The sequence below is a fragment of the Sulfitobacter sp. 1A12779 genome, assembly GCF_043557315.1.
In the GTDB taxonomy this organism is placed as follows: domain Bacteria; phylum Pseudomonadota; class Alphaproteobacteria; order Rhodobacterales; family Rhodobacteraceae; genus Sulfitobacter; species Sulfitobacter faviae.
Genome location: NZ_JBIFFU010000001.1, coordinates 1 through 16,039 on the forward strand (window position 1 = coordinate 1; position 16,039 = coordinate 16,039).

The following is a 16,039-nucleotide window of genomic DNA, read 5'->3' on the forward strand; positions in this document are numbered from 1 at the left end:
GCCGCGCCAAATACCCGTCAAATTGACGAAACAGCTCTTCCACCTTGCCCGCCTGCGCCAGCGCATCGCGATACAGCCACACCGTCTTTGCATCCGGCACCCGGTCCGCAAGGCTAAGTCCCAGAAACCTCATAAAGGACAGCCGGTCACGGACCTGATATTCGATCTGATCGTCCGACAGGTTGTAGAGTGCGCTCAGCACCAGCGTCTTGAACATCAGCACAGTGTCCATCGGCTTGCGGCCTGCGCGCGACTTGCGCTCCGCATCAGGCTTGCGCCAAACCTCATCCAAAATAGAACGAAACTCCTCCCACGGCACGACCGCATCGATCTCAACCAATGGGTCCTTCTTCGCGTCAAGGCTCGCATAGCGGTCGGAAAGATCAAAGAAACCCATCTGCGTCATTGCCGTCTCCCCTGTGCCGGTTCGTCCCATCAAAGATAACGCAGCACCGGGGTTGGGGCAATTTTTAGAGGTGCCCTTAAGATATTCTGTATCACTCCGGAAGCGACGTTTATGGCCGATGTTGTCGGAGTTGGTTACAGTGTAAGTCGCAAAGGCGGGTAGAAAATGTACTTTTTCTTGGATTGATCCCTGCCAAATGCATCAGTGCGCGCGACCCTCATGGGAAGGCCGAGCCCTATCAGTTGCTATCGGAATCAGGAGCTGACTGACAACGCCCTCAAACCGCTCAGCTAGCTCATACTCCAGCATACGAAGCGCTAGCGCATGGAACCACAGGTAGCTTGCCTCCGACCTTGTTGCCCGCTCCACCGTAGTGTCGAACTGCGCCGCGTAGTTCGTATAATTGGCATCATCCTCCAAACTGGGAATCTCGCTGTGATAGCGGGCCATCAGACGGCAGTGATAGGGGCCAGTACGTTCCGACCCGAAGAATGTCAGAACGTTCTTTGCTTTTTTTAGGCTAAGCTCCTGCATGCTCATTCCTCTGCCCCCAATGCCGCGCCGGTCCCAGCAAAGTAGGGTGCAAGGCGGCTGCGTGTTTCTGGGGTGATCTTCACTGCCTGAGGGTCGCTGAGAAGCATCTTGAACAGCTCCGCATCCTCTACCGCATCCACCAGCATCTGCTCAGCTTTGTCGTTCTGCAATCGACCCAAAAGGCGCTTCACTTGACCCGACGCCATTTGAGCAGTCTGTAACGATGCTCCATTATCGCCGAGGTTTGCTCCGAAGTTTGCGGCCCAAATACGGGCGGCATTCTCTATCAAGCGGTTCGGAGAGGCAGCCGAAAGGCTGCCAATATCCGGCGTCTGACCCTTTGCTTTACCAACCCTGCTAAGCTCATCAGCAATAGTGGCCAAACGCTGGAACTCATCAGGCTCTAAGACAGTGGAAAGCGCCTGTTTAGTCCCTGGATCAGCTAGCGCGGAAAGCATCTTGTCGCCGTCCATTTTCGTAGTGGCTCTCAGGTGATCAAGAAAAGAACCCTTAAGACCTGCCATAGCCTGCCCAGTCGGGTCTTTGCGCGCGGTTCTTGCCAGTTCCTGCGCGGCTGTCGAGGGTCGCTGCGCGCTGAATACTGCCTGCGCTGCTTTATTGCTTGGCGCTTGCTCAAACCCGGCCCTCACTGACCCGTTGCTATCAATCGACTTTAGCGCAGCATTGCCGCGTTGTGCAGTCCGTTGCGCGCCCTCAGCCATCTGGATGGACCCTGCGAGCTCGTCTCGCATACCCGGTATCGCTTCAAGGGCAGGGTCAAAGCGGCGCATGAATGAGCGGGCGGCGCTATCACGATACTGCCCCCCGCTGAAGACATTCTCATTGAACTTGCCTGCCATGAAGTCTCGCAAGGCATATTCTGTGGAATCGGTGTCAGCTGCGCGCATTACGCCTTCTACACCGACCTTAGCCTTTACACCGCCTGCACCCATGATCGATTGCAGAGCGGCTTGAGGGTCTACGCGGTCGCCACCAGTAATGGAACGCTTAAGAACGCTGCCAACTGGGCCTTGCCCGAAGACCTCATGCATCTCTCGGCTGAAAGCTCGGGCAGTGTCGATGGCCTGCCCCACTTCAGAACTACCGCCACCGGCCCCCAGATCATCTAGGATCGCCTCTGCAACGCTGTTCGCCATAGCTGCTTGCCGCTTGTTAGGCACAGGGCGCGCCATAGCCTCACGGGCCGTCTGGCGTAGCTCTGAGTACAGCGCATGCAGTTCGCTGACGCTTTCAACATCCCCAAAACCGTTTGGCCCGTCAAAGTAAGTCAGGATATCTTGCGGGATATGTTTGCGGCTTGGCCCCGGTGTTTCCTCGATGATTGCTCTCGCGGCTCTTTGAGCGCCCAGCGTATCAATCTGGGTACCATGTGGTACCCGAGCCCAGAGATCACGTTCTGTCGCCAAAGCCTCCGCTTCTGCGTCTAGGAGGTTTGCGACAACGGTTTGGCTGTTCTCGCCCTCTGTGCGCCTCACTGAAGGCCTTGCATCAAGGTCGCGCTGTGCTGCCCTCTGAATCATCCCTTTGATGCTCTCACGGGCTTGTCCGCGCCGCTGTGCAAAGAACTGTTGGGTATCTGCTGGGTCGCCGCCCATTCCGCCGATGGTCTGACCTGCAGTTTCCTGTGATTGCGTTGCGCGAGCCGCCAAACGCTCGCGCAAGTTCGGGTTCATGCGCGCGGCTTCCTGCTCGATTGCAAGCATGTTGGGGTCGCCGGTCATCTGGGCAGGAGTTAAGCCAAGCTCGCCGGGTTGAATGCGCTGAGCGAGTTCGCGGGCCCGGTCCTCACCCCCTGCTAGGCTTTGCATTCGTGCCTTGGCAACCTCGCGGCCCCCGGCTTCGGTGTAGGGCAGAGCAGCTCGCTTCACAGAGCCTACAGCCTTGCGCGTGAGCGTCGTAGTCGGAGAGGCTCTGACAATGCCAGGAATGGCCGCTGTAGCGCCGCCACCTGCGATACCCGCGAGCATTTGCGCCATCGGACCTGCCCCTGCCTCTTGGGCTAGGTCTGCGGCCCCCTGAGCTGAACCCCCAGCGATCACCTCGCCGATCAAACCGCCTGTTGTAGACATAGATTTGGCCGCATCCTTTCCGACCATCCCTAACAGGCCCGGCATTCTAGCCGCCGCCTGCATTGCACCGAGTCCAAGGGGCGCTGCCCCTGCTGCGTTACCAGAACCACGACCGAAGGAGTTGACCAGACTGTCCGGCTCGCCTTGCGCAACATTCACCCCGCCTGCTTCCATTACGGCTTCAAGCCCGGTGACTGCCGATCCTGTGCCCTCTTTGAATGGGTTGAGGCTGTGGGGGGTATCAAACGGGTTCAGCAGGTCTACCGCTCCACCCAGCGCCTCTGCGATACCCTTGTTCACGTTGCCCATGAATGTCTGACGCGGCTCGAAGCTATCGGCAATTTCCGTGACCGCCGCCTCCTGATCCTGCGGCGACATATCGAGGAATGCCCGGTCAACTTCGACCTTCCGGCCTTCGACTTCCAGTGTGACTGTGTTCATTCCACGATCCTCCACTTCACGCCGCCGCTGGTCGTCTGGCTTTCGCCTGAACCGAATGCACCGGACATTGCATCGATCCGGGCAAGCGCCGCATCCAATGCCGCTGCGCGCTTCTCGTATTCCTGACGATTGGCCGGTGTTTGGCGGCGGTTTAGGCTCTCACTGACTGATCGCGCTTCTGTCTTGATGCTCGTGCGTAGGGCGCTCAGCTTTGCTTGCGCTGAGGAGGCACCTTCAAACAACTCGCCGGGACGTGGTTGCAACTCTTGCAAGGCTTTCATGATGATAACCGGGGGCTGGCGCTGATAGCCGTTCGCCAAATCAGAGAGAATGTTCTCATTCAGGGCATTGAAGTTGCGGGTGACCTTCTCAACCTCGGGGAAAGGCTGATCCATTCCCATCGCATCAGTCACTGCATTTGCAGCGCCTTTGATTTTACCTTCAATCCCGAATGCATCTTCAGCGTTGCTGCCGACATCAATTGGGCTGAACCCATCCTGCGGCGCACTCATGCTTCCGGGTGCAGGCTGAGGGACAGGGGCGGTTGGCAGAGGCTGGGCCGGAGGCTGACCTTGACCCGCTGTGCCGCCGACAATCTGGCCTGTACCTTTATCAACCACCACCGCCGTGCCATCCATCGGGTCGCGAGAAACGACGAAGCGCCCGTCAGCAACCCCGACCGCTTGCGTTCGGTCCAATCCAGTTTCCATCAAGCGGCCAATCTGTTCCTCTTTGGCGCTCAAGTCGCCCCCACCGGTAGCGGCCTTGTAGATATCGCCTCCACCAACCACGCCAGCTTCGAATGCGTGAAGCTGGTCTGGCGCGTTTTGGGCCACCCATTGCCGCATGCGCTCCCGCCGCGTGGCTTCGGCCTGTTCTTCCTGTTGGCGGTTTGCATTCTGCGCATCGAGACGCTGCTGCTGTAGGGCCTGATCCTGCTCGAAACCGCGTTCTTGCGACCGGGCATCGCGACGCCCCTGCATGCGGCCCTGTGCGGCGTTATAGACGCCCTGATTGCCAATACCTTGCATGCTTGCCAGCCCCGCCCGGATACTGTCCGCACGGTCTGGCGTGATGTTTTTGAAGAGCATTCCCAGAAGCCCGCCAACCTGATCTTCGGTTCGCGCAAATTTGCTAAGAAGTCCGCCTGATTCTGCCATGGTGTCTGCCCCACTTCCGCCTGTAACTGTTGTGGCCCCGCCGCTGCCTGAAGACTGTCTGACTGGGGCTTTGCCGATTGCTGCCATTGCGTCATTGGCAATGGCTTGGTTTTCGTCGCCGGGGCGGTGATTGTGTCCGGATTCGCCGTGGTATGCTTCGCGCAACCAGCCTGCCGCGTTAGCGCCTTTTCCGCCTGCGCCCCATACTGCCGGGGTTCCAAAGCCAACGTGCAGGGAGCCGGGCTGCATATACCCATCGCCAGCCCCAATGCCTGTTACCCCGTTGGCTTTTGCCTGCCGCACGAAGTCTTGAAATATGGGCTGGTGATCCGGGTTTGCCCAATCCAGCCGCTTCCCGTCCTTGCGCAGGAACACGTCTGCTGCGTCGCCATGGTCATGACGGGTAGACCCCACACGCGGCTTACCTGATCCCTTGCCGGGCTGACCGCCGGAGAACACTTCCAGCTCCAACCCCATTTCCGGCAGGAAAGACAGCGCCGTCAGAAGATCCTCAGAAAGAGGCTGGTTCCTCACCGCCCCTTGGTTAGCGTAGCGCAGCCAACCCATTACTTTTTGCCTCTGAAAAGGTTGCCGATTGCCGAAATCTTGCCGCCGCCTTCAAACTTCTCACCCGACTTACCCATGCCGCCCCCGTCAAACATGTCCTTGATGCTGGTGTAGCCCCGGAAGCCGCCCGAGAAGGTCGAGCCAGACGCTCCCGGCCCTCCGCCATCAATCATGTCGAGGAAGTTGTTGAAGCCTCCAAAGTCTGGCTGCTCCTGACGTGGCTGCTGATTGGCCATCAACTGTTGCAGCGCATCAAACAAGGCCGGATTGCTTTGCTGCAAAGCGCTCATGGCTGGACTGTTAAACGCCGGAAGGTTGCCGCGAGAACCGAACCCTGTAGGCCGATTTCCGTTGGGTGCATTATGCCCAGCAATCATATTCAGTAGACCCATTCCGCTTTCCTTCCGACGCCATATTTGAGGTATTATTATACCTCATTTGAGGTAAGCAATACACCCCTGTTTTCGCTATGTACGTTCCTCGCCCAGACGCTTTCCGTGCTTTGCGACGTGATCCAACATCTCGGCCATGCAGCCAGCGAAAAGCACCTCTAGCTCTGTCACTGTGTCGCACTCTCTGACTTCCGTCGGCGTCTCCTTGTGCAGTCCCCACCCCGCGAGGAATTTGGTGATAGCTTCGGCTCTCTGCGCCTCTCCCCATTCTCTAGGCAGACGAACAATCGCGCTAAGCCCAGTGACTGATCTGCCTTCTAGCGCCTCAATGCGCCGCGTGATCCCTGTACGATTCATTCTCTGATCTCCTGTTCCATTACTCGGCGCTCAAAGGCACCTTTAGTTTCACCCGGGCGGCTCAGCAGCTCTTTGTCCGAGCCGATCCGGCGACCACGAAACTGCCCCGTCGATAAGGGGCCATCTGGAGAGGGCACAAAGAACTCAGTCACGACAGAAGTGATCGTATCGACACCTGTCCCAGCTTTGGTTTCGAGGTCTGTTACTCTACGGTTCTGCATTCTCATTTCGCTGTCTCCAGTGCTGTAATACGGCGTTCAATTTCTGTGGTTTCCAAGGTGCGGCGGAACTGCTCGACCACCGACATGACGGATGCGGCCTCAAGCGGGGTCACCTCGCCATCGGCTACTGCCTTGAGAATGGCCCTTGCAGCGTTCGCGGCGTCGTCCGCTGTCTCGATTTTCGGCAGATCAAACGAGACCGCCGAATCCTTCCGAGCAGGCGCTATGCGGTCGAGGCACAGGCGTAGAGCCGTCACATCGCCTTCAAGCGCCTTGTCGATGGCTGCTTGGGTCAGCGCCTCCCGCTGCCCCTCTAGCATCGCTTCAATGGCTTGTGTCACCCTGTGCCGCGCCCCTCGGGGCCTGCCGGGATTACCAGAAGCAAAGGTACCATCTGGATTACGTTCATCCGTTTTCGGACCGTTTTTACGGTTGCTGCTCTTACCCATGCGAAGAACCTTTTCTGATTAGTTTCTGCTGCTGAGACAGGTCGGTTTGCTCCACCACCTCGGGGGCACCACCTGCCGCTCCACCACCACCCTCCCCCCCTTTAGGGGGAGGGGTGGTGGAGCAGGGGTGCAGGGGGGTATTTGCTCCACCTTGCTCCACCTGCTTTTTGGGGGTGGTGGAGCGGTTCATTCGGATGCCCATTCGCCCACCTCCAAACAAGGGCGCGGACGTCTCGTCTCGTCATTGACCTGAAGCTTGATGAGCGCGCCGGAATGCAGCCAAGCTTCAATCATCTTCTTGATCCGACGCTTGTCCTTCGCGGCATCCAGCCCCAAGATATCGGCAACGATGACCCCGGCCCAGTCTTTGCCAGCTTGATCCGAGTAACGCGGGTGCTTGCCCTCAATGGCATGCTGTACTGCCAATAGGTCTTTGCTAGTGAAGCCGTCGAAGGTATCCGGCCACTCCCAGACCTCAGCCACGCCGACGCTTTCACCGTTCGCCAGCTCGACCGAGACCATGCGCCGCCAAGTGCGCTTGCCCACGGGCGCGAGGTTGGATTTGTCGCGGGTCACAGTGAAATAGGTGGTGAGGTCGTCGGGCTGAATGCCCGCTTGCTCTCTCTCGTCCGCTGTCATGCGGTTGAGAACCCGTCCTGACCGTGCAGCCGCCAGAAGTGCAGAGCCTCCCCTGCTGTCCTCTGTGGTGGCCTCCACGCCGTTGGTCTTGCGAGTATGGTGGACCAGCTCAATGGCGCAGTTGCACCGATCCGCCAGCCGCGCCCACTCTTTGGCAATGAGATCAATCGCGACGTTATCGTTCTCACCTGCCTGATGGGAGGAGACGAACGGGTCAACGACCATCACATCAATCTGCCGTTCATTGATTTCCCGCGCCAGCGCTTCGATTTCAGGCTTCACGATGACGACGCCCTCGCGGGACTGCACCGCCGTGCAAAGCTCGCGCTCACGCCCTGTATCAACGAACAAGCGCCCTTCGACCTCATCAGGCTGCACGTCATGGTGCTGCATAGCTGCTGTGATCCGCAGGTTCATCTCGTCGCGCGGGTCTTCGAGGTTGTAGAGCCAAACGTTCAAGCCTTTGGCTGTCCACTCCCCCAGCAACTCGCGCTCAGAAACCATAGCCAGCCCCTCAACGATGGTCAGGGATGATTTACCCACGCCACCGGGTGCGACGGTCACCGCGACTTGCTTGCGCAGAAGGTGCCGCCCATAGATCCATGGGCGGCGAGGCAGGCTATTTGGGTCCTGCCAGATGAAGGCCGTCGGCAAGCGGTCGTCTCCGGTCGGATGTTCCGCCCGGTGCTGGTCCAGTTGCACTGCCATTGCTGTGAAATCACGCATCAAGCTGCCAGCCTCCCCTGCACAAAGTCGAGGAAGGCCGCTTGGCGCTCGAATGGCATCGCCTTGAAGCTGGCGAGACAATAGGCCTCCCGCTCATCAGGCGCAGCCATATCGGCCCAGAATGCCGCCTCATCCATGTAGTTGAACAAAGGGGCGATTGGCTGGCCCGCACCTACGGCGACAGCTGCTTCGGCGGCAGACTGGGCATGATGCGTTGGCAGCGCCCTTAGCGCTACGTAGGCCAAAGCCACCCGCTCACGCACATTGAGGCGAGCGCGCAGAATGGATGCAAGGCCAAGCCATGCGTCGAGATCATCAAGCTGCAAGCAATAGCCCAAAGACCGGGATACGCTCTCGATGTGGACTGCGGAGCGGTTTACCGGGACACAATGGCCCCGGTCGTTCGCGAGGGTATGCAACGCTTCCATCACACGCCCTCCCCGTAGTGCAGGCCAGCCACAAGGCGGGCTTGAGTTGCGGTCAGGCCATAGAGGCGCTGCAGGCGGGCAATCTGGATTCTGAGGGCCATAATCAAGCTGCACCCCCGTCGATCCGACGAACTGTCCCGCTCAGGAAATAGACCCCGAATTTGGCCCGGTCGGTCGCGGTGTCGTTGGAATACATCTCCTTCGTGATCGGCACCCCATAGTCGCGGCGCAGGATGCACACCCGGTCCGAGATGCGCACCGGGCTGGCGCAGTAAACAGGCTGCTGGATCAGCGCATCAAGGATGATCCGGTTGCCCTTAGCTAAGGTGAAGGTTTTTGTCTTCCCGTCTTCGCTGACGACCTCATAGCGCGCCGGGGCGGTGCCTTTAGGCATGTCGCTCCAACGCTCCACGCGCAGGGCATTTGCCGGAGGTTTGCCGGTCGGGATGAAGTCTTTAGTGAAAATGCTCATACATTCAGTCCTTGAAATTTGGACCAAGCGCAGCTAACATTTGGAAGTCCGCCAAGACCGTCAAATGACTAGCACCCCTGCTTGATCCTTTGGATTGGGCGGGGGTTTGCATTAAGCGGCTGTTCTGATTTTCGCGTCGATGTAGCGATCCAATTCGGAGCGCCGAATGCGGGTAGACCCCCCCATCTTCACGAATTCCAGGTTGCCTGCCTTCCACTCTCTATAGAGAACGGCGCGGCTTTCGCTGGTGTACGCTACGGCCTGCGCGATACTCAGCAAACGGGGTGAAATGTCTAAGGTTGTCTTCATCTGTTTGTGCCCATCTCATTAGAATGATGGGTACAGATTGCGCAGATAGAAACTTCGCGGAAAACGTCGCGAAGCACTTAGAAACCTCGCGGGTCCGGGAAAAAGCAATATTCTCGCGAGGTTTATCGTTGGATAGGCTTGCGGCCAGGCTTACTGCCGTTTGCGGGGCCAAGCTCTTTCCACAGCTCTCGGGCAGCGTCCCTTCCCCGACTAAGGTTTCTTATGCCGAATGCATCGCGCTCTTCAGCTGTACAATTCGGATTCTCTTGTATGAAGGCTAAGAAGGCTTCTCGCGCCTCTTCACCACGTAGGTTTCTCTTTGTCCTCCGCCTACGGTTGTCAGCATAAGCTGCTCTAACACCAGCTCTAATTACTTCAGCTTGGTTCTCCCTAACAACAAGCGCATGGCCATCGAATGGCACTAGAGATGAGGCGACTTCAGGGATTGGTGTCTTTGGGCTTCCGTTAAGCACCCCAAAGAGCCCAAGATTCACATCGAATTCTTGCCCCAAGCGCATTGGTAGGGCACGAAGGTGCTCCATACTGACACACCAAGTCGTTTCGTTTAGGAATAGAAACAATTCGCCGTGGGCTGTTGAGATAACGTGCTTTGGCAAAGCGCATAAGCCGGTTTCTTGCGAGAATGCATAAAACCCTTCAGCCTTCTCTAGACCTCTTCGAACGCATACGGGGTCGTAATCTATTTCGTCTACTTTGGAGAAAGTCAGGAGAATAGAATAAAGCGAAGTATAACCCTCGGGACTTATCATATCACAACTCCTAAAACTCTTCCCATAACCACATAGCCACCTTACCGCTCAGTCGAACGCCCTTCTATCCAACCCTGAACAACGCTCTGCCGCCAACCAACAGCACGCGCCCCCAACTTGGTTGCCTGCGGAAATTCATCCTGTCCCATCATGCGGTAAATGGTAGACCTGCTGAGACCTGTGGCCTCCTGAACATCCCGGCAGCGTAGAATTTTATCAGTCATTGTTATCTCTTTCTTAAATGAATGATGCCATTCATACCGGCACTTGGTTTCCACAAGATTTAAGATACGGAGATCAGGCAATTTTAATCACCTTACTAGCATTCTTGCCTGTGACGTGATCTGACCAACGCTCCATCAGCGGACGGCGGCGCTCCAGTAGGTCCGTCCGGCGGTAGGACCGCTTGACCTTGTTGCCATCGACATGCGCCAATGACGTTTCAACCACCACCTCGGGTACGTCGGTGGTTTCTTCGCACCAGGTCTTGAAGCTTGATCGGAACCCATGCGGACGAGCCTCCAACCCCTGCCGCTCCATATGGCGGCTCATCGCTGCATCCGAAATTACTCCTTTTCGAGCACCGGGGAACAGGTATCCATCCCGCGCCAGCGGCTTCGCCAGTTCTATTACAGCAAGAGCCTCTTTCGATAGCGGCACTCGAAAATCGGTTACGGCCCCCACCAGCCCCTTCATGTTATCTTCGGGTACGGTCCATACGTCGCCTTCAATTTGATCCAAATGACAAAAGCGAACTCCATATGACCGAACCGTTGTCAGGATCAGCAAGCGCAATGCAAGATGGGTGGGCGTCTGCTCAACAAGGCTCTTGTAAAAGGCTGGCACCTCTGGCCAAGGCATATAGGGAATGTTCTTTGCTTTGTGACGCGACTTCCCCAGAAGCGCCTTCGCTTTCATGATTGCCTGAAGATCCACATTGAGACCCATCGCCGCTGCATGCTCAAGCGTGATGTTCAGCCGGTTCATGGCTTTGCGGGCCGTATCCGCCTTCTCATGCCAGATAGGTTCCAAGGCGGTTTTGATATCCTGCTGGTCGATTTCCTCGACAGGAACCTTCCCAATCTTAGGAAGCACATGCAGTTCGAGCGGGGAAAACCAGCGACCAGCCTTGCCGTCACCCTTAAGCTGCGACTTGCGAGATTCGAACGCCTCGCGAGCAACTGAAGCCAGCGTGTGATCCCCCCTCTCCGCTAGCCGTCGCTGCCGGTCACGCTCTTTAATCGGGTCTTTGCCCTCTCGGACCACCGCCCGCCACTTCTCTGCCGCCGCTCTCGCTTCTTTCAAGGAAACAGCCTGAAGGTTGCCAATGCCCATCTCACGCCGACGTCCGTGAACTGTAACGCGCAGTACCCACTGAGCGCCGCCATCTTCACGCTTTACCAGCCAAAGCCCTCCCCCGTCTGAGTACTTGCCGGGAGGGGCCGTTCTGACCTTGGCCGAAGAAAGCTTGTTCAATGCCGCCAATTTTCTATCCACCTCTCAATCCACCCCTACATATAGCATGGCATGACATAGGATGAAACAGGCTGAGACAACCAAACACATTAGAAACAGTGGCTTGGTGAATTATCGAAACAGGCTGACACTAGATGAGACGTCAGTTCAATGCCTCTCCTGGGCACCATATTCCCCGACAGATGATTGACTGTAGATCAGGTCTTAAACGGCCCCGACGCACCATCCCTTCGGGGCGCTGCGACCCGCCGGTCACGCACGGCCCTATTGGACGCGGACACCCGCATTTTGCAGGCAAAGCTGTAGCCGCGCAGCAAGCTCGGCCAGGCTGAAAGGCTTTTTCAAACAATCGCTTACCCCCGCCGCCAAAGCGCGGCGCAGCAGATCGGCGTCTTTCCGGGTGGAGATCATGACGACCGGGATGCCCCGATAGAACGGCAGGCCCCTGACATGGCTACAGAACTCAAGCCCATCCATCGCGGGCATCATGAAATCCGTGATGATCACATCCGTCGCGATCCGCTTCTGCGCCAGCGCGACCAGAGCTTGGGCGGGGCAGCCATAATCTGCCACGCATGAAAACCCGACCTCGGCGAGGGACGCTTGGATGAACTGTCGCGCGATTTCAGAATCGTCGATAACGATAGCATTCCAGTTCATCACGCCCCGCCTTACACTTTTAATCACGCCCCAAGGGTCACCCTAGTGGTGCGGGACTTAATATGACGTGAATGCTTAAATGCGTTTGCCGACGAACATCGCTGTGTCGGAGCGCACGCAGGCGATCTCACCCCTTTGCCAGATAAGCTCCCCCTGAGCGGTCGCGTATTTGCCCATGCTGACGCAGGCGGTGATCGGGGTGATTTCGCTAACGGCTTGGGCGGCGTCGAAACTGTTGCTGAACTGAATGGACATGGCTTGTGCTCCTGAGTTGACTTGTCTCAACCTTCACACATCTCGCCGCGCAATGCCTGCTGGCGTCGGGATAAGCGCCCTATTCTAAGGTATAGAGCGCCCCACCCTCGGGCTGCGGCTAATGCCTGTTCAGCAGCTTTTGGTACTTCGATACAAAGAGATGCGCGCCCTTCATCTTTTGCGTCACCCAATCGCCCACGGTGAAGAGCATCAAAAAGCTATCGCCGCGCACCGGCCCCAAAGGCAGCAGAATCGGTGCCTCCGCGCCCCAAGGGCGATAGGTTTTCATATCCGCCAGCTTGCGGCCCGTGATCAGCCCGGTGAGGGTCTTTCGCAGCCAAGGCAACTGCCGGCTGACCGCGACGATGGTCATATTGTCGCCGGGGTCCGCCACATCCCCCGCGGCAAAGACATTGGGCAGGGATGAGGGGCGCAGATAGCTATCGGTCTTGATCCGCTCGGCGGCGGTAACCTCGGCCCCCGGCAGGTTCTTCAACAATTCTGACGCGGCGCGCGCACCCAGAACGGGGAAGATCAGATCGAATGTCCGCTCCGCCCCGCCGTCGAGGGTCAGGCTGCCCGCATGTGGCTCTGTCATGGAGGCGAGCCCTTCGGCCTTCTTGCCAAGGATCAACTCCACCCCGGCGCGTTTCAGCTTCCGGCTCAGCGAGGCGCCGAGGCTGTCGGGCTTTCCGCCAAAAAGCTTGTCGTCTTTGGTGATCAGGGTGATCTCTTTGTCGGGCATGGCATGGGCGATCTCACCGGCAAGCTCGACCCCGACAGCGCCCGCGCCGATGATGCCCACGGTCTTAGCCGCCAGCAGTTTTTCACGCGTCTCTTGATTCGCGGCCCGCAGCCCGTCGATATCTGCGCCCTTGGGCTTGAACGGCGTCGCATAGTCCGAGCCGGTGGCGACGACGATGTAATCCGCTTCGACCCGCGTGCCGTCCTCCAGCGTGACACCCTCTCCATAGACAGCAGTCGCCCGCGCCGCGACAACGCGACCCCGCTTCAGCAACCGGTCATAGGGGATCAGCGATTCCTCAACCAAACTGGGCTGCACCACGGCGCGGATCATCGCGGAGGCATGTACGAAATGGCTGCGCGGCTCGATCAAGGTCACCTCGGCGATCTGGTCCATCGCCTTGGCCAGTTCGGCCCCCAGATAGCCGCCCCCTACGATTGCGATACGCTTGCCCATCGGTGCCGTCTCCTTTTGATCGGTTTCGCCTGCCGGACAGTCTGCCCACGCGGTCAGCTTTCTACATAGGTGCTCTACCACCGATTTCTCGCAGAACGTGGCGAAAGCCGCCGATCCTGCCGCCACCGGAGGCTAGATGCCCACGCGATAAGCGCCGGGAAGGGCGCGATTCTCTTAAATGGTGCAACATATTGTTTAGAATCATCGCACCTGCTTAACTCCCCCCAGCGACAGGGAGAGCCGCGACACAATGAAAGACACCAAAGCAGAGACTTTTCTGCGTTTCGATAACGTCAAGAAGAGCTACGATCAGGAAAATCTCGTCGTCAAAGGCTTCGACATGGATGTGCAGGAGGGGGAGTTCATCACCCTTCTTGGCCCCTCGGGCTCGGGCAAAACCACCGTCTTAATGATGCTGGCGGGGTTTGAGAGTGTCACCTCAGGCGATATCGCGATCAATGGCCGGTCGATCAACAAGACCGCGCCGAACAAGCGCAACATCGGCATGGTGTTCCAGAACTACGCGCTGTTCCCGCATATGACCGTGGCCGAAAACCTCGCCTATCCGCTGAGCGTGCGCAAAATGTCCAAGGCGGATATCAAAGAGCGTGTGGCCGAGTATCTGTCGCTGGTGGAGCTTTCCGCCTTTGGCGACCGTCGCCCCGGGCAGCTTTCGGGCGGGCAACGGCAGCGCGTGGCGCTGGCCCGCGCGATGATCTTCCAGCCGACGCTGATCCTGATGGACGAACCTCTGGGCGCGCTCGACAAGAACCTGCGCGAGCAGATGCAGTTCGAGATCACCCGCCTGCACAAGCAGATCGGCTTTACCGTCATCTACGTCACCCACGACCAGACCGAGGCGCTGTCGATGTCCGACCGCATCGCCGTCTTTAACGACGGTGTGGTGCAGCAATGCGCCCCGCCCGCGGAATTGTACGAGCGCCCGGTGAATGCCTTCGTGGCCGAGTTCATCGGCGAGAACAATTTCGTGCAGGGCCGCGTCACCCGGATCGAAGGCGAGATCGCCAAGGTCGAGACCGATACCGGCACGATCACCACGCAAACCTCCGAAGGGCTGACCGAAGGCGCGCAATGCCGCGTCTCGATCCGGCCCGAGAAACTGTTCATCCATCCCACGACCCACGCCCATGACAACGCGCTGACGGCGACCTTTGTCACGCGCATCTATGTGGGCGATTTTATCCGATATTATTTCCGCCTGCCGGACGGCACCGACATTATCGTCAAAGTGCTCAACGACCTGTCCGCGCCCGAGTTCGAAGAGGGGGCGACGGCGCAGCTGTTGTCCCTGACGAAAGACTGCATCGCCTTTGCCAATTAAGGGCGACCGGGGGCAAACCGGGGCCCCGCATAAAACCTGGACATGACAAGGAGAGACCGATGAAGAAGCATCTGAGTTATCTGGCCACCGCGGCGCTGATCGCCAGCCCCGCCTTGGCCGAGGATCTAACGGTGACGTCCTTTGGCGGGGCCTATGGCGCCGCACAGATGGAGCATATGATCCAGCCCTATATGGATAAATCCGGCACCAACATCCTGTTCGAAGATTACGGCGGCGGCGTGGCCGAGATGAAGGCGCAGGTCGAGGCGGGCAACATCCTGTGGGATGTTGTCGACATCGAAGTGATCGACCTCGAACGCGCCTGTGCCGAGGGCTATCTGGAAGTGATCGACCAATCGGTTCTGCCCGATGGCGACGATGGCACCCCGGCGGCAGATGACTTCATCGATGACGCGCTGGCCAATGAATGCGGCGTGGGCAATATCGTCTGGTCCGTCGTCTTTGCCGTGAACACCGAGAACGGCGAAGGCCCGAAAACCATCGAAGACTTCTTTGACACCGAGGCGTTCCCCGGCAAACGCGGTCTGCGCAAGCGGCCTCAGGTCAACATGGAATGGGCGTTGCTGGCCGATGGCGTCGCCCCGGAGGAAGTTTATGAGGTGTTGGCCACCGAAGAGGGGCAGAAACGCGCCTTTGCCAAGCTCGACACCATCAAGGACGACATCACTTGGTACGACAGCTGGTCGCAGGCCCCCGTGCTGCTGAACGACGGCGGGGCGACCATGGTGCAATCCGCCAATGGCCGCATCTTCGCTGCGATCAAGGATGATGGCGCCCCTTTCGAGATCGTCTGGGACAGCCACATCTACGACCTCGACGTTTGGGCCATCATGAAGGGCACGGAGAAGAAAGAAGAGGCGATGGAGTTCATCAAGTTCGCCACCGGTACCGTGCCGCTCTCGGGCATGCAGGACGTGGCCTACGGCCCGACCCGCGCCTCTGCCCAAGCGCTACTGCCCGAGGACGTGAAACAAGACCTGCCCACCGCGCATCTTGACGAAGGCGTCAAAGCCGATGGCATCTTCTGGGCCGACTATGGCGAGACGTTGGGCGAGAAGTTCAACGAATGGCTGCTGCAATAAGCCCCCTGCCCCGCGCCTGACCGGGCGCGGGGCACCCAACC

General features: G+C 58.4%; 19 protein-coding genes. 2 read left to right on the forward strand and 17 right to left on the reverse strand.

Annotated elements, in window-relative coordinates:
* The 17 genes from ACGYLQ_RS00005 to ACGYLQ_RS00085 form a co-directional block, all read right to left on the reverse strand.
* On the reverse strand, window positions 1-406 hold a 406-nt coding region (locus tag ACGYLQ_RS00005), incomplete at its 3' end, for a transposase (RefSeq protein WP_394418902.1).
* A 201-nt stretch (window positions 407-607) separates the two neighbouring features.
* Complete coding sequence (locus ACGYLQ_RS00010) at window positions 608-940, reverse strand: hypothetical protein (RefSeq protein WP_394439498.1); 333 nt, start codon at window positions 938-940, stop codon at window positions 608-610.
* 2 nt (window positions 941-942) lie between these two features.
* Window positions 943-3,471 carry a hypothetical protein gene (locus tag ACGYLQ_RS00015; protein WP_394439501.1) on the reverse strand — a complete coding sequence of 843 codons (2,529 nt, stop codon included), beginning with the start codon at window positions 3,469-3,471 and terminating at the stop codon, window positions 943-945.
* Window positions 3,468-5,198 carry a hypothetical protein gene (locus tag ACGYLQ_RS00020; RefSeq protein ID WP_394439503.1) on the reverse strand — a complete coding sequence of 577 codons (1,731 nt, stop codon included), beginning with the start codon at window positions 5,196-5,198 and terminating at the stop codon, window positions 3,468-3,470. The genes ACGYLQ_RS00015 and ACGYLQ_RS00020 overlap by 4 nt, the downstream gene beginning before the upstream one ends.
* A complete protein-coding gene (locus ACGYLQ_RS00025) occupies window positions 5,198-5,590 on the reverse strand; it encodes a hypothetical protein (protein WP_394439506.1) in 393 nt (130 codons plus the stop codon). Before ACGYLQ_RS00025 ends, ACGYLQ_RS00020 begins: the two co-directional genes overlap by 1 nt.
* Before the next feature lie 353 nt (window positions 5,591-5,943).
* A complete protein-coding gene (locus tag ACGYLQ_RS00030; RefSeq protein WP_394439509.1) occupies window positions 5,944-6,174 on the reverse strand; it encodes a hypothetical protein in 231 nt (76 codons plus the stop codon).
* Entirely contained in the window at window positions 6,171-6,617 is a 447-nt protein-coding gene (locus tag ACGYLQ_RS00035) for a DUF5681 domain-containing protein (RefSeq protein WP_394439512.1), read from the reverse strand. The genes ACGYLQ_RS00030 and ACGYLQ_RS00035 overlap by 4 nt, the downstream gene beginning before the upstream one ends.
* A gap of 186 nt (window positions 6,618-6,803) precedes the next feature.
* On the reverse strand, window positions 6,804-7,982 hold the full coding sequence (locus tag ACGYLQ_RS00040) for an AAA family ATPase (protein ID WP_394439515.1): 1,179 nt from the start codon (window positions 7,980-7,982) through the stop codon (window positions 6,804-6,806).
* The gene (locus tag ACGYLQ_RS00045) at window positions 7,982-8,410 is read right to left on the reverse strand and encodes a hypothetical protein (RefSeq protein WP_394439518.1); all 429 of its coding nucleotides are present in this window, start codon (window positions 8,408-8,410) and stop codon (window positions 7,982-7,984) included. Before ACGYLQ_RS00045 ends, ACGYLQ_RS00040 begins: the two co-directional genes overlap by 1 nt.
* A 103-nt stretch (window positions 8,411-8,513) precedes the next feature.
* Window positions 8,514-8,882: a hypothetical protein gene (locus ACGYLQ_RS00050; protein ID WP_394439521.1), complete on the reverse strand. Its 369-nt coding sequence runs from the start codon at window positions 8,880-8,882 to the stop codon at window positions 8,514-8,516.
* A 111-nt stretch (window positions 8,883-8,993) separates the two neighbouring features.
* A complete protein-coding gene (locus ACGYLQ_RS00055; RefSeq protein WP_394439524.1) occupies window positions 8,994-9,191 on the reverse strand; it encodes a helix-turn-helix transcriptional regulator in 198 nt (65 codons plus the stop codon).
* 122 nt (window positions 9,192-9,313) lie between these two features.
* A complete protein-coding gene (locus tag ACGYLQ_RS00060) occupies window positions 9,314-9,961 on the reverse strand; it encodes a hypothetical protein (RefSeq protein ID WP_394439526.1) in 648 nt (215 codons plus the stop codon).
* 41 nt (window positions 9,962-10,002) lie between these two features.
* Window positions 10,003-10,185, reverse strand: coding sequence for a helix-turn-helix transcriptional regulator (locus tag ACGYLQ_RS00065; RefSeq protein WP_394439529.1), 183 nt, complete (start codon window positions 10,183-10,185; stop codon window positions 10,003-10,005).
* Window positions 10,186-10,258: 73 nt separating this feature from the next.
* Window positions 10,259-11,458: a tyrosine-type recombinase/integrase gene (locus ACGYLQ_RS00070; RefSeq protein ID WP_394439532.1), complete on the reverse strand. Its 1,200-nt coding sequence runs from the start codon at window positions 11,456-11,458 to the stop codon at window positions 10,259-10,261.
* Between the two features lie 243 nt (window positions 11,459-11,701).
* Window positions 11,702-12,097 carry a PleD family two-component system response regulator gene (locus tag ACGYLQ_RS00075; protein ID WP_394439534.1) on the reverse strand — a complete coding sequence of 132 codons (396 nt, stop codon included), beginning with the start codon at window positions 12,095-12,097 and terminating at the stop codon, window positions 11,702-11,704.
* A 75-nt stretch (window positions 12,098-12,172) separates the two neighbouring features.
* Window positions 12,173-12,352, reverse strand: a complete 180-nt coding sequence (locus ACGYLQ_RS00080; RefSeq protein WP_394439536.1) for a hypothetical protein — start codon at window positions 12,350-12,352, stop codon at window positions 12,173-12,175.
* A 118-nt stretch (window positions 12,353-12,470) separates the two neighbouring features.
* On the reverse strand, window positions 12,471-13,679 hold the full coding sequence (locus ACGYLQ_RS00085; protein WP_394439538.1) for an NAD(P)/FAD-dependent oxidoreductase: 1,209 nt from the start codon (window positions 13,677-13,679) through the stop codon (window positions 12,471-12,473).
* Between the two features lie 124 nt (window positions 13,680-13,803).
* Between ACGYLQ_RS00085 and ACGYLQ_RS00090 the strand changes: the two genes are divergently transcribed.
* Both ACGYLQ_RS00090 and ACGYLQ_RS00095 read left to right on the forward strand, forming a co-directional pair.
* Entirely contained in the window at window positions 13,804-14,895 is a 1,092-nt protein-coding gene (locus ACGYLQ_RS00090) for an ABC transporter ATP-binding protein (RefSeq protein ID WP_209219605.1), read from the forward strand.
* Window positions 14,896-14,954: 59 nt separating this feature from the next.
* Complete coding sequence (locus ACGYLQ_RS00095; protein WP_067265759.1) at window positions 14,955-15,998, forward strand: ABC transporter substrate-binding protein; 1,044 nt, start codon at window positions 14,955-14,957, stop codon at window positions 15,996-15,998.
* The last annotated feature ends 41 nt before the right edge of the window (window positions 15,999-16,039 follow it).

Excerpts from the sequence above, each read along its gene's own strand:
- ACGYLQ_RS00090 (WP_209219605.1), top strand. The coding sequence starts at position 13,804 with ATGAAAGACACCAAAGCAGAGACTTTTCTGCGTTTCGATAACGTCAAG.
- ACGYLQ_RS00020 (WP_394439503.1), bottom strand. The coding sequence starts at position 5,198 with ATGGGTTGGCTGCGCTACGCTAACCAAGGGGCGGTGAGGAACCAGCCT.
- ACGYLQ_RS00080 (WP_394439536.1), bottom strand. The coding sequence starts at position 12,352 with ATGTCCATTCAGTTCAGCAACAGTTTCGACGCCGCCCAAGCCGTTAGC.
- ACGYLQ_RS00030 (WP_394439509.1), bottom strand. The coding sequence starts at position 6,174 with ATGAGAATGCAGAACCGTAGAGTAACAGACCTCGAAACCAAAGCTGGG.
- ACGYLQ_RS00065 (WP_394439529.1), bottom strand. The coding sequence starts at position 10,185 with ATGACTGATAAAATTCTACGCTGCCGGGATGTTCAGGAGGCCACAGGT.
- ACGYLQ_RS00050 (WP_394439521.1), bottom strand. The coding sequence starts at position 8,882 with ATGAGCATTTTCACTAAAGACTTCATCCCGACCGGCAAACCTCCGGCA.
- ACGYLQ_RS00015 (WP_394439501.1), bottom strand. The coding sequence starts at position 3,471 with ATGAACACAGTCACACTGGAAGTCGAAGGCCGGAAGGTCGAAGTTGAC.
- ACGYLQ_RS00060 (WP_394439526.1), bottom strand. The coding sequence starts at position 9,961 with ATGATAAGTCCCGAGGGTTATACTTCGCTTTATTCTATTCTCCTGACT.
- ACGYLQ_RS00025 (WP_394439506.1), bottom strand. The coding sequence starts at position 5,590 with ATGGGTCTACTGAATATGATTGCTGGGCATAATGCACCCAACGGAAAT.
- ACGYLQ_RS00075 (WP_394439534.1), bottom strand. The coding sequence starts at position 12,097 with ATGAACTGGAATGCTATCGTTATCGACGATTCTGAAATCGCGCGACAG.
- ACGYLQ_RS00040 (WP_394439515.1), bottom strand. The coding sequence starts at position 7,982 with ATGCGTGATTTCACAGCAATGGCAGTGCAACTGGACCAGCACCGGGCG.
- ACGYLQ_RS00045 (WP_394439518.1), bottom strand. The coding sequence starts at position 8,410 with ATGGAAGCGTTGCATACCCTCGCGAACGACCGGGGCCATTGTGTCCCG.
- ACGYLQ_RS00095 (WP_067265759.1), top strand. The coding sequence starts at position 14,955 with ATGAAGAAGCATCTGAGTTATCTGGCCACCGCGGCGCTGATCGCCAGC.
- ACGYLQ_RS00010 (WP_394439498.1), bottom strand. The coding sequence starts at position 940 with ATGCAGGAGCTTAGCCTAAAAAAAGCAAAGAACGTTCTGACATTCTTC.
- ACGYLQ_RS00055 (WP_394439524.1), bottom strand. The coding sequence starts at position 9,191 with ATGAAGACAACCTTAGACATTTCACCCCGTTTGCTGAGTATCGCGCAG.
- ACGYLQ_RS00035 (WP_394439512.1), bottom strand. The coding sequence starts at position 6,617 with ATGGGTAAGAGCAGCAACCGTAAAAACGGTCCGAAAACGGATGAACGT.